The sequence below is a fragment of the Spirosoma pomorum genome, from assembly GCF_054776615.1.
Genome location: NZ_BAAHBP010000017.1, coordinates 1 through 12227 on the forward strand (window position 1 = coordinate 1; position 12227 = coordinate 12227).

A 12227-nucleotide genomic window follows, 5' to 3' on the forward strand; every position below is an offset into this window, starting at 1 on the left:
AAAAAAAAACAATTAGCTGTTTTCGCCCGAAAGTGGACAAAGTGAAGGGATATTCTCAGAAGCGGAGTTCGCTACGCTCACACAAAATTTTTCGACTGCTGCGCAGGGCTTACCGTGAGAAAAAAAAGAAGGGCTGAAAATTTCGGCAACTATAAAAGTAGTTAATGAAGCCGAATGAAATACGCGTTAGAATGAGGGCAGGGGATGGGACCACCCACCCGTTTTTATTTTTCTCACGGAGATGCCGCGCAGCGGCAAAATTTTTTGAAAATGGCATCACAGGCTCAATTCCGGGAACGGATCAATAAGGCCAAGAGCGGGGCCGATATTAAAGCCGTGATCGAGAGCACCGGAGCGCAGCCGGTGCATAGCAACGCGGCCAAAGGCGAATACATGTACCATGCACCCTACCGTGAGGACACTGACCCCAGCCTTAAAATCAATGTTCATCTGCAAAAATTCATTGATTACGGCATGAACGGGGCCGAGGGCGACGTGATCGAACTGACCCGGCGCATCTTTGGCAAAGGCGACATTAACGCTATGCCGTTTATGGAGGCTATACAATGGCTTGAACGGTTTTCTGGGGCATCCCTAGCGCCCACAGCCGTTAAGCCCCGTCAGCGCCCGGAAAAACCGGTACAGCGACCCCTTGTAGAAGGGGAGCGGTTTACGTTCGTCAAAGCGACACCGGTCACGGCCAAAACGCACCCCAGCAATTTAGGCTACATTACGCAAAATCGCGGGATCTCTTTACCGATCGCCAGCCGCCATTTACAGGTTATCACATACAAGGATCATCAAGCAGCTTTTGACGATCCGTTGCGGGGCAACCGTTACGGCATCGGCGGTCAGAATGATGCCGGAGGCTTTGAAGTGAGAGCGCCCAGCCCGAACAGCGATTTTAAAACGTCGCTTGGACCCAAAGATATTACCACCTATCGAGGCCAGCCCACGGCCACAACCGGCGACGTTTTCGAGGGCCGATTTGATGCCCTGACGTATTGGGAAATGACCGGCCAGACAGAGCCAGCGAACCCAACAATCATTCTCAATACAGGCCGACTGGCCGCCCGAGCGGCCGACGCGATCCTGACCCGTCCGGAGTGGCAAGCGGTCACTCATTGGCGCATCTGGCAGCAGAACGACGACGAGGGCCAGCGGGTCACGGGTGTTATCTGTGACGCTGTTTCAGGGCAGCGACACATCGGCACGATGGAAACCCACTATGAGGGTTTCAACGACTTAAACCAGTTCTGGACAAGCGCCCCGGACCAGCAGCGGAACGCATTCAGGGCGCAACTTGCCGGTTGTATGCAGCCAGGTCAAAAAGCTTATGATACATCGGCAGGCACCGAGGCCCGACGCACGAATGACGCACAGCGCGGCCCGTCAAACAATCCGAGTTTCACATAGAAAATATCATTAAAGTGAACAAGCCAAAAGGGATTTCTACAAACAAAGATCTAATGGATCGAATGCCACATTTAGCAGAATTTCTGCCACTTCTAGATAAGTTAAACGAAGAAACTCCAAGAGGTAAAATTCTTCTTGGATGCAGCTATATTGATGAGCTTTTAAAAAAAACAATTGAGGCTTTTCTTATTAAATCAATAGAAACAAATGAATTACTCAATGGATTTGCTGCGCCAATTGGTACTTTTTCATCTCGAATTAAATTGTCCTATGCTCTTGGTTTGATTTCTGAAGCCGAAAAAAAAGAGATTTTAACATTGAAAGCAATTAGAAACTTGTTTGCGCACAATTTCAAAGTGACATTTGAGGATCCGAAAGTGAAAAAGTTGTGTAATGCACTTACGTATAGTGCTAAATCGTATGATGATGTGGTCGTAGATGCTCCGGGACAATCGAACACATCAGCTATTGCAATAATGCTTAATTTAGTTAACAGGCCCACCTACGTAGCCAGAAAGAAACTTTCTAAACAAGAATGGCCTGCTTAAATCAAAATGTTAGAGATAGAAGCAGATTTATGCGGCTCAGAAAATATTTTATAATGACAGGACTTGCCTAAAGTTGAGTTAGATTAGATGACATTGAAATATTAACACTCTTATGGTAATCTAAAACGGCAATTGTACGCAGGAGGTTGCTTTGTACGATCAACGTTCAGAGGAAGAGTGTCAACAGTAGGGAGTTCGATTAATGAGTGGTGTAAAACGATGAACGATAGCTATTAGAAAAGTGTTTTGTAACAAAACACTTAACGTATAGATATGGAAGACAAACAGCCAAACATCCCGACAAGCCTAGGCCTTGATTTAGTAAGAAGTCTTATCGCGGATATACCACCCCAAGATTATGGTAAATCGGTCATGGAAACGAGCAATGATAGTCAGGTTAAACAGATGCATGACGGTTTAAAAGGAGTGAATGAAAATGAGCGTCAATGGAATGACTATAAACAACTCGCGAAGGTTATTGAAGCCGAGCTTACAAAGCGAGGTATCTCCTACAAACCTCTAGATTGGTAATCTATCATAAGCAAAAAGTCTCCCTTGTCAGGAGACTTTTTCGTTGATCAACTGCATCAGTTATAAAAGGGATTGGGGGAAGCATTTTCTCTACAAAATGGATTATTCCAATACGGTATTTTTCTAAACCAAATAGGCTTTTCTAGCCCTGAAATTTCACAGATCATACTATCAAAACTCATAACCTGATTAGGGTCTAACAATTTAGTTAGTATCTCTTTCGGCGATCCATCCGCGTTATTGCCAATAAACTTGATGGCTTGGGGCATGCGATGAGAGACGTAATCCGCCGTTGTATTGTCAGCTCCTGAGCTTAACCAATGCTTGACCACAGCCGTATTAATAAAGACTTCCCATTTGTCGTTGTAAATGTCTTTGAGCTGGCCGAGACTTTGAACAATCGGCCACAGCGTGACATTGTAACCCCGCAAAACCGTTGAAGATTGTACAATCTCATCCATATATGATAGTTGTGCAAATTCATCCAATAGGACTAAAACTTTGCGATTAACATCATAATGACGGGTTAGCGTGCGAAGCAAAAAGTTGAAGAACATGCGCACCCAAGCTGAATAATATCCCAACTCCTCAAACGGAATACAGACAAAAATTGCCGTCGGCCTTTTAGCAATTTCGCGCATATCAAAATCGGAAATAGACAGAGACCGGCGCAAAGCTTTGTCTTTGAAGATGTTCATGGCTTCTTCAATCGTGCCATAGATATTTTCTTCGGTCTTAGCGGCTTCACCAACCAAACGATCTAAAACGGCCTGTGCTGTATCTGAACCGTCAAAATTTATCGCGGTGGCCATGCTATACAGTAATTCAGTTCGACGATCCCCGCTAAACGTCGTCCATCGGTAGACCGTGTCAAAACTCGCTTGCCCGATAAAATGTGCGTAGCTTAAGTACAGACTGATATACTGCCGACAACGGTTGTCAAAAAACGAGTTATTCCCCTGTCCTTTGCGGTTGTGAATGCTCATCGCCAACACGTCATAAAGCTTGCTGGCGTTATCGCTCTTGGGATCAATGAGGTTAAAGGGGTTCCAAAAACTGTTACCAAAGTTGTTGATTTCTTTAATCCCGAACGGATTTAAAACATACACGTCGTACCCCCTGGCTATCAAATTAGCTGCTGAAACGGCCGCGTTTTCGCCCTTGGGATCAAGACAAACTACTGAGACACCAGCGGCAGTCAGCCCTTCCGATAGCAAAGCTGGTAAAACCAGATTTACGCCCTTTCCTTGGCCAGACCCCCCAACACAAAGCATATGTCCCTTTTCATTCCAGTGAATCCCCTCACCGATATGAATACCAATTAGAGTGTCGCTGCTCATTTTTTTGAGGATAGCCGGTTTCTGATATCATCACCCGTTGCCCATTCCTTGACCCCGTAGGCCGTTTTCAATTTTTCCTTTGCATCTGTCTGGTTTTTGTATTGCTGATAGTAGCCCCAATGCCGGGCTAGATTACGGCCCCCAAACCAACCGATTGCGATGAGTGCAGCGAGATGAACGAAAAACAAAACAGGGTTGATTGTTCCTGTTTCTGTGTTGAAGCCTATGTCCAGACATTGGACAAGGTAGACGTAACTGACAACTGCCACTAACAAAAGGCTGTTCTGTAATAGTCCCACCGCGCTAATTTCTTGCCCACGCTCGTCGAGATGCGGTTTGATTTTTCGCTGATGATCAAAAAAGGCATGCATCCATCGAGGAATTTCGCGCTTGTAAGTACTATAGAGAAACCAACTTAGATAAGCTACTGAGACAACGGGCATTATGTACGAGATCATGAGTGGTCATTGTCAATAAGGTCAGTAAAAGAAAGGCCGATTGAGAACAACCGGCCTTTTGCGTGCTATGGACTGTTAGTCGCACCCTATATGGTGCCGGTCTTAGACGTGTCGTTCCAATCGGTCGAGCTGGCGCCATAACATTGCGAATACTTGTCATCGACAACGACTTTCTCGTGACGACCGTCGTCGGTAGATCTCCAATATACACCGTCCCGGTCATTTGGATCATGACGCCACCCCCCCGCGTCTAGGGCTTTTTGTGCATCTTCATTCGGTGCGCTCATAATTGATACAGGTTTTAGTTGTTGATGAAGTGTTATTATTGCATATCACAAAGTTTGTGATATGCAATAATAAGCAAACTTTGTGATATGCAAGTAATTTCTTAATTTTATTTTCTGATTAGTTCAACTGCATGCCCAACTCAAAGAAACCAACCATTAAAAAGGTTGACATAAATTTCCCTGCTGCTATCATCAGTCCTGAAGATAAAGACGCTTCTAAGCCCCGTAAAAGGAAGGTTACAAAACAGATCGACAATCTGTTGACTAGTCCGCGAAGCGCAATCTCTAATCCGATTATTTACCAGCCTACTCCTGAAGATCAAGACTTTGTAGAGGTCCCTGTTTTGTATAAGCGACACTCGTTTTCTGCAACTGCAAAGGAAGTAATGCGAGCTGTCGCTAATGGCGAACAGATTGATGGCGTAAATATTGGCGAGCGATTACTTGATCCTAGTTTCCGTTTTGAGTTACCTAATGACCCTGACTATGCAACAGATTTGTCTGATGCATTTACGGCCTTATTAGCAAGACAACGGACCAAGACTGTGTCGAAAATGAGCGAAGGCCGGATTAAACAAGCTGACGAATATGCTACCAAGATGTTCTCTGTAATTAAAGAAATGCAGGATAATGCCGGAGTAACAACCTTAAGAGGAACAGTTGATCTACTAAACGAAAACAGCGTCAAGACTTTCAAACCGGGCGGCAAGTGGCATATGGGCACCGTGCAAGGGTTACAAAGACGCTGGAAAGAATTGGGTTTAAGCTCTGACGAGCCAAAAACTAAATAGGCGCTTTTCTTTTTTTTCTCACTGATAAGGCCGCCCAAATCTGAATTTTGCTCGTGCTGGCCGTCAACGGGAGACGCCCTACTAGCGCAAAATGCCAGATTTGAGCTTGTGTTATGAATAAGCAATTTGTTATTTTGTGGAGGCCGCGCAGGGTATGCACGTTAAGTGCCGCAAGACATGGTTTGTTCGACAAAAACCCCTCCTAGCGTCGGGATTTTAGGTCGAACAAACCGTCTTGGCAGGGATTTAGGGCTACGCCCTTCCCTGCACCCTACACCCTTTCCGGCGGCTCAAACTGAAACACAACATGGCTCGACCTTCTAAACCCGCCACCGATCAACTGACCTACCGGGGCGGCTTTCGTCTGACCGAGGCCGAGCGCCAGCGGCTTGAATTTGCCGCAGACGCAGCCGGCCAGAGCGTCAGCGACTATGTGCGCGGTCTGGTCGTCCGAGCCAAGCCCCGCCGGCAGACCACCACGCCCGAGCGGCAGGCGCTCATTAAATGGCTGGGCCAGCTTGGTAACATTCGCGCCGATCTTAACAAATTGGTGAAGGACCGGCAGGCCCACCACTTTGTTAAGCCGGAGGATGCCGAGGCATCCTTTAAAGCCATCACCCTGCTTGCCGATCTCGTCCTTTTGGAACTGTCCGGCGATGGTGATTAAGGGGCGCAGCCGCAGCAACGGCAAGCAGCTTGCCGCCTATCTGCTACAGAACAAGGAGAACGACCGGGCGGACGTACTGGACATTCGCGGCACGGCCCGACCCGACGATCTGCGCCGGTCGCTGCTGGAAATGTCACTGACCAGCGAGTTAAGCAAGCGGGGCGAACTTGGGCTGTATCACGCCCAGGTCAACCCCGCCATCGGTGAAGATGGACCCATGACCCCGGAGGACTGGCTAAGAGCCGCCGACATATTGGAGCAAAGCCTCGGCCTGAAGGGACAAAAACGGGCCATCGTCCTGCATGAGAAAAACGGGCGGGTGCATGGTCATGTCGTCTGGCAACGCTACGACGAGGACGCCGGGCGGTTCCGCAGTGACAGCCACAACTACAAGAAGCACGATCAGGCTCGCGCCTTGATCGAGCAGGAGCTGGGCCATACCCGCACCCCTCAAAAGGCCGAACGGGAACCGACCCACAAGGAGCGATTAACCGACCTGTGGCAGCAACACCCGGAGGGAGCCGATTTTGTGCAGGCCGCAGAGGATGCCGGTTATTACGTCGCTCAAGGCAATGCCCGCCGTCCGTTTCGTGTGGTAACTCCCGACGGCCAAAGCCTTGACCTCACCCGCCAGCTTGACGGCATTAAAACAAAGACGGTGCGTGAGCGGCTGCAACCCATCCGGGCCGATCTGTGGACCGAAGCCGACGCCCTGCAACTGTCAAAGGCTAACCGAGACAGATTAGCCGAGCGCATCGAGCAGATGCCAGAACCCATCGAAGATACGAGGGATTTGTCCGACAGTCAGGACCGGGCCGAAGCCATGATGACCCATTACAAAGAACGGGTGCAGCAACAGGCCGAAATATTGCCGCAGGAGGTCACAAACCGCGAGCCAGACAGCGAGATAGTCCCCGCTGAACTAAGCTCGAAAATCACGGCCTCACAGGATGCCGCTACAGCCATGCTGGAAGCTTACCGACAACGACAGGCCGATCAGCAAGAACAAGAGCGCAAAAAGAAGGTGCAGGAGGCCCAGCAGCAGGCGGCAGAACAAACCACCCAGAAATATTATAACCCCGTCACCGGACAGGAAATGACACCCGAAGCCTATCAAAGATTTCAGGAGTTTTTAGAGCGTCAGAAACAGCGCGAACAAGACAGAAGCCGTAACAGATTAGAGTACTAGTAGGCTGACCAAATGTCGCGTAGAGTTACCACTCTGATTTAGATCAAGATGGGCTGTCTGATTAGGCTTACTCACTCATTCAATGATCTTATTATAATATTAACATTAAATATATATTTTTTTGAATTATTAAATGGAAGTTAAAATAATTGACCATTTAGTAAATACGTGGTTAAAAAGAATTGTATATGGTATCAAAAAGACTTTTAATTACATCGTATTGCAAGAAAAAGTTACAATGACGCAGTAGTGTTTCTAAATTTTCCTCAATTATTTAACATTAAATTTATGAAAAAATTCAGGCTATTATTGATGATTCCAGTTCTTTTAATGGTTGCTTATGCTTGTATGCGTAGTGAAATTTACGAGCAGGACATTCCAGAAAAACAATTAAACGTCTTGGTTAACAAATCAAATGAGTTTAGTGCTAATTACAAGTCTGACAATATAATACTTGTATTTAATGCAAAAACCAACAATTCGGTGACTGAATCGAAGTTGAAGATATATGATAAGATGAATCGGACTGAAAGTCTTATCGAATCTAACTTTTCTGTGGATGTAAGTGAGCGTGGATACAAATTGATACAACAAGAAAAGATAATAAAAGAGTCTAAGAATATAATTGCTAATAAAATTGCGCTAAATACAGAAGATTTAGTTAGAATATTTGAAACTTTCGGGAAATCAATAACTAATAACGAAACAATTGATAATTCATCCCAATTGATTGAATCTTTGTTTTTTCACAATGCCATCTTAAATACAATTAATAGAAGTAAAAAAGAAAAAACGGATTGTGGATGTACTCCATATGAAGGTTACTTCGTAGGTAAAACTTACTTTTGGTGCCAAGAGGATTACTTGATAAATCCCAAGAAGATTATCAGTTATATAGATGAAGCGGGGATCAAGTTGGATGAACAGGGGAAATCTTTATACAATTTATTAGTTGCAAACCAAGGAAAAGAAGAAATTTCTATTGATAAAGTATACCTCAGAGACAAATCTGATTTCAATAATAAGGTCTATAAATCATACGTCTCTATATTGAACTCGAAAAACGCTCGAGTGAAATGCGAAGAGTGTGCTACAGGATTATGTGGATCAAGTTTGGGATGTTGTAGTAATTACGAGGGATGTTGTTGGTTTTCTCACACGAACTGTCTTGCACACGATATTATGTGTTTAAAATGTGATCATTGGTACTGCGGTCCCCTATGCAAGCCGGAGCATCCACCAGTACCACACTAAATAACAGTGTTATTACAAAGCAAGATAGGAATTATAGCTATAATTCCTATCTTGCTTTGTAATTGTAATAAATCAAATATCAAAACTGTATGACAAACATATTGCGTTATGTCGTAATAGCTTCGCTATTATTTAATTTATACTACATAGTAACTTGGTTGTATGCTTTTAATAAATATGAAAGTTACACAGAGAGAATTAAAGAATTTAGATCTTTTTTCTTTACCGATTCTGTTATGAGTATAAATGTTGTTTTACTTGTTTTATCCATAGCATCAATACTTCTCCTATCAAAATATAGGCTTAATAAAGTCACATCAAGCGTGATTATACTTTTTCAAGCCTTTTTCATCTTATTTTTTGCTGTACAAAGTATGTAGGCTTCACGTTGGTTGTGTAAATGATACGTACTGCGGACGAGCGGTACAAGTTTATCTACGCCTGCTTTGTCCTAGAGCAAACAAAAGAACTGAATATTAATCATTTGTTCTAATATAAACGACCGTCTATATTCGAACAATGAACGCTACCCCCCTCCCCTCACCCATAAAAAATGCCGTTGCCTATTACCGGGTTTCGACTGACCGGCAAGGCGTGTCCGGCTTGGGCTTAGACGCCCAGGCGAACGCCGTGCAGCAGTTTGCTAGCCGTGAACACTATACGATCATTGGTGAATTTACCGAGACAGAGAGCGGTAAAAAAGACCACCGGCCCCAATTGGTCGAAGCAATCGACCTTTGCAAGCGAAAGAAAGCCACGCTGATCATTGCCAAACTGGACAGGTTGAGCCGCAGAGTGTCATTTATATCAAGCCTGATGGACAGCAAGGTTGAATTTAGAGCTGTTGACAATCCCCACGCCAATAAACTGATGGTTCATATGCTGGCCGCGTTTGCCGAGCATGAACGGGAGCAGATCAGCGCCCGGACTAAAGTTGCACTAAAGGAGGCTAAAAAACGCGGCACGATCCTAGGCCAGCACGGGCGCGAGGTGTTAGGTCCGAAGAACGCAGCCGCAGCCGTGCAGTTTGCAGACGATATGCGCCCGATCATTCAGGAAATCAGATCAACCGGTATCAAGACTGTTCGAGCGATCAAAGATGAATTGAACCGGCGCAAGGTTAAGCCGTTCCGTGGCAAAAAGGAATGGTGCCAAACAAGCGTTTTCAACTTGTTGAAAAGGATATAATTACTACCTTGACGACACATTAAAAATAATACTATTTTTAATGTAATTGCTCACCCTTCTTTTTCTATAGGAAACATAATGATTTTTACCGTAGGTGGTATCAAGGGCGGAAGCGGAAAAACCACTATATCAACCAATCTAGCGGTTTTTCTCTCTCAACTGAACAATGGTGATGTATTGCTAGTCGATGCTGACGATCAGGAAACAGCATCTGACTTTACAGCATGGCGAGAAGATACCAAAGGGAGCGACAATATCGGTTATACAGCCGTCAAGTTGTCTGGTGAGGCTGTTCGCTCCCAAGTGCTACAGCTCAAGAAAAAATACGAGCACGTCATCATTGATGTGGGAGGGCGCGATACCAGCAGCCAGCGTGCCGCTTTATACGTGACAGATTATTATCTGTTGCCGTTTAACCCCCGCAGCTTTGATGTCTGGACGGTGCCAAAGGTCGAAAAGCTTATCAGCGAAATCCTGCCAGCAAAGCCCACCCCTTTAACCGCTTTTGCGTTTCTCAACAGGGCTGATCCAAGAGGGGCGGATAATGAAGAAGCCGCCGAATATATCGCACAGGCTCAAATCTTGAAATATCTAGATTGTCCAATCGGCAACCGCAAAGCGTTCTCACATGCTGCCGGGAAGGGGCTCAGTGTCTTGGAATTGTCACCATCTGATGAAAAAGCCGTGAGTGAAATTAAAACACTGTTTAATAGTATTTTGCAATCTGAAAATCACTAATTAAGTAGAATGATAATTAATACTAAATGTCATTCTATTTTCAACACTAAATAAGGTATAGATATGCCAGTAACAGCACCACCAAAACGCAAGCAGGACGATCAGGCACAACCACAAGCCGACGCAAAGACCGAGCGCAAAATAAAAGAGGTTATCAATCGGGGTGGGGGCGTGCCCGTCAAACCCGAAGCCGATACAGAGCCAACTGTAAAGATCGTTAACGTCAGTCTGACAACGCCAGAAGTTGCAATGATTGCGGCATTACGTGACTGTCGACCAAAGGACGCACGCAGTAAACGCAAAACGCCTATTTCCCTACATGCTTGGTTGGTCGAAGCCGCACAGGAAAAGATCGAAAGAGAAAAGAAGAAGTATGGAATTTAGTATGATAAATCATACTAAATATAAAATCATTTTCAGGGCGTAAGGAGCTGATAAAATGAAGAAGCCGCCGGAGAACCCTCATTTGCGACTGATAAAATCTGTTTATGACATGGCAACCAATGACCCAACCGGCGACGATGTGGCTTTCATTTCCGCGCCGTTGTGTCATGTGTTCTTTCCGCACTCTAACCCCGGCAACGAGGTGGATTTTTGGAAACAATCACACGGTAATTTCAAACTGAGCATTGAGGCTACCCGTGTTCTGAACCCTGAAACTGACGAGCCGGAAAGGGTTGGTTTACCATATGGGCCGAAGCCGCGCCTGATACTGTCATTGCTCAACACGGTCATGTTGAAACAAAAGTCACCAGAAGTCACGCTAGGCAATAGCCTAACAAACTTCATTGGCGACCACTTAGGACTGACGACAGACGGCCGCACGATCAATGAAGTCAAAAACCAGCTTGCACGCCTATCAACATCGCTTATCAGCGCGACCTACACCATCGAGAAAAACCACAGCCAACATGACAGCTTAAAGCTGATCCGTGGTATTGATATATGGTGGAACAAAGACGCAAACCAGCGCCATTTGTGGGGCAATTATTTGCGCTTTAGCGATGACTATTTCAATGATGTCATGGCGCATGGCGTTCCGGTTGACAAGCGCGCCCTAAATTACCTATCGGGCAATGCTTTAGGTCTCGATATTTACGCCTTTTTGGCTCACCGGCTGCACCATATCCGGCCAGAAAAGCCGGTGCAGATTTCATGGAAAGCAATCAAAGATCAATTTGGGCAGTCGTACAGCCGCATGGACAATTTCAAAGCTGTTTTTCGTCGGACGCTGAAACTTGTCCAAGCTGTTTATCAAGAAGCAAAACTTGAGGAAATCACTAACAAAGGGTTCATCCTTTACAACAGCAAGCCGCCGATCGCACCACGAACAACCTTTGTCTTGCCCCATATACCAGAGACTGAACCAGAAACAACTAAACGTCCGATTGAGCCCTTTTCTGATCTGTTCATGAAAAGAGACCCTACCGAAATGTCAGCACGTAAGTTTGACGAGATCAAAAGAGCAGGTACTGATAAATGGGATGGCAAGAAAAACGCCCGATACAAAGACGTTAAAAAGAAGCCACCAACGAACGAATAATCACGAGCGATTTGCAGGAGTTTTCTTATAAGCAGCTGATTATCAATTAAAATATCACGTGCGATTGGTGGGACATAAAATTACCCACAATTGTAGATAAGTGATTATTATGCGAAGTTATCCACGAGCGATTTGCAGGAACCAGCACGAGCGATTTGCAGGAAAAAAGGCCAATAATCACGAGCGATTTGCAGGCGAAACAATTAATAATACAATTAAAAAAAAACAATTAGCTGTTTTCGCCCGAAAGTGGACAAAGTGAAGGGATATTCTCAGA

Annotated in this window: 14 protein-coding genes; 11 read left to right on the forward strand and 3 right to left on the reverse strand. The window is 45.3% G+C overall.

Features of this window, described 5'->3' with window-relative positions:
* Positions 1-270 precede the first annotated feature (270 nt).
* From ACYVAD_RS11110 to ACYVAD_RS11120, 3 genes are all read left to right on the forward strand, one after another.
* Positions 271-1416: a hypothetical protein gene (locus tag ACYVAD_RS11110; protein WP_461139562.1), complete on the forward strand. Its 1146-nt coding sequence runs from the start codon at positions 271-273 to the stop codon at positions 1414-1416.
* A gap of 14 nt (positions 1417-1430) precedes the next feature.
* On the forward strand, positions 1431-1964 hold the full coding sequence (locus tag ACYVAD_RS11115; RefSeq protein ID WP_461139563.1) for a hypothetical protein: 534 nt from the start codon (positions 1431-1433) through the stop codon (positions 1962-1964).
* A 273-nt stretch (positions 1965-2237) separates the two neighbouring features.
* On the forward strand, positions 2238-2495 hold the full coding sequence (locus ACYVAD_RS11120) for a hypothetical protein (RefSeq protein WP_461139564.1): 258 nt from the start codon (positions 2238-2240) through the stop codon (positions 2493-2495).
* A gap of 56 nt (positions 2496-2551) precedes the next feature.
* On the opposite strand, the gene ACYVAD_RS11125 is transcribed toward ACYVAD_RS11120, so the two are convergent.
* From ACYVAD_RS11125 to ACYVAD_RS11135, 3 genes are all read right to left on the reverse strand, one after another.
* On the reverse strand, positions 2552-3835 hold the full coding sequence (locus tag ACYVAD_RS11125) for a type IV secretory system conjugative DNA transfer family protein (protein WP_461139565.1): 1284 nt from the start codon (positions 3833-3835) through the stop codon (positions 2552-2554).
* Positions 3832-4206, reverse strand: coding sequence for a hypothetical protein (locus ACYVAD_RS11130; protein WP_461139566.1), 375 nt, complete (start codon positions 4204-4206; stop codon positions 3832-3834). Before ACYVAD_RS11130 ends, ACYVAD_RS11125 begins: the two co-directional genes overlap by 4 nt.
* A 173-nt stretch (positions 4207-4379) precedes the next feature.
* On the reverse strand, positions 4380-4580 hold the full coding sequence (locus ACYVAD_RS11135; RefSeq protein WP_461139567.1) for a hypothetical protein: 201 nt from the start codon (positions 4578-4580) through the stop codon (positions 4380-4382).
* A gap of 131 nt (positions 4581-4711) precedes the next feature.
* Here ACYVAD_RS11135 and ACYVAD_RS11140 point away from each other — a divergent pair, with 131 nt between their 5' ends.
* The 8 genes from ACYVAD_RS11140 (at position 4712) to ACYVAD_RS11175 (ending at position 11950) form a co-directional block, all read left to right on the forward strand.
* Entirely contained in the window at positions 4712-5371 is a 660-nt protein-coding gene (locus ACYVAD_RS11140; protein WP_461139568.1) for a hypothetical protein, read from the forward strand.
* Positions 5372-5678: 307 nt separating this feature from the next.
* Positions 5679-6038 carry a plasmid mobilization protein gene (locus tag ACYVAD_RS11145; protein ID WP_461139569.1) on the forward strand — a complete coding sequence of 120 codons (360 nt, stop codon included), beginning with the start codon at positions 5679-5681 and terminating at the stop codon, positions 6036-6038.
* Complete coding sequence (locus ACYVAD_RS11150; RefSeq protein WP_461139570.1) at positions 6028-7227, forward strand: relaxase/mobilization nuclease domain-containing protein; 1200 nt, start codon at positions 6028-6030, stop codon at positions 7225-7227. Before ACYVAD_RS11145 ends, ACYVAD_RS11150 begins: the two co-directional genes overlap by 11 nt.
* A gap of 288 nt (positions 7228-7515) precedes the next feature.
* Positions 7516-8481 (forward strand): hypothetical protein, encoded by a 966-nt coding sequence (locus ACYVAD_RS11155; RefSeq protein WP_461139571.1) that lies wholly within the window; start codon positions 7516-7518, stop codon positions 8479-8481.
* Between the two features lie 519 nt (positions 8482-9000).
* A complete protein-coding gene (locus ACYVAD_RS11160) occupies positions 9001-9669 on the forward strand; it encodes a recombinase family protein (protein WP_461139572.1) in 669 nt (222 codons plus the stop codon).
* 78 nt (positions 9670-9747) lie between these two features.
* Positions 9748-10407, forward strand: a complete 660-nt coding sequence (locus tag ACYVAD_RS11165; protein WP_461139573.1) for an AAA family ATPase — start codon at positions 9748-9750, stop codon at positions 10405-10407.
* 63 nt (positions 10408-10470) lie between these two features.
* Positions 10471-10791 (forward strand): hypothetical protein, encoded by a 321-nt coding sequence (locus ACYVAD_RS11170; protein ID WP_461139574.1) that lies wholly within the window; start codon positions 10471-10473, stop codon positions 10789-10791.
* 55 nt (positions 10792-10846) lie between these two features.
* The gene (locus ACYVAD_RS11175; protein WP_461139575.1) at positions 10847-11950 is read left to right on the forward strand and encodes a replication protein RepA; all 1104 of its coding nucleotides are present in this window, start codon (positions 10847-10849) and stop codon (positions 11948-11950) included.
* Positions 11951-12227: the final 277 nt, after the last annotated feature.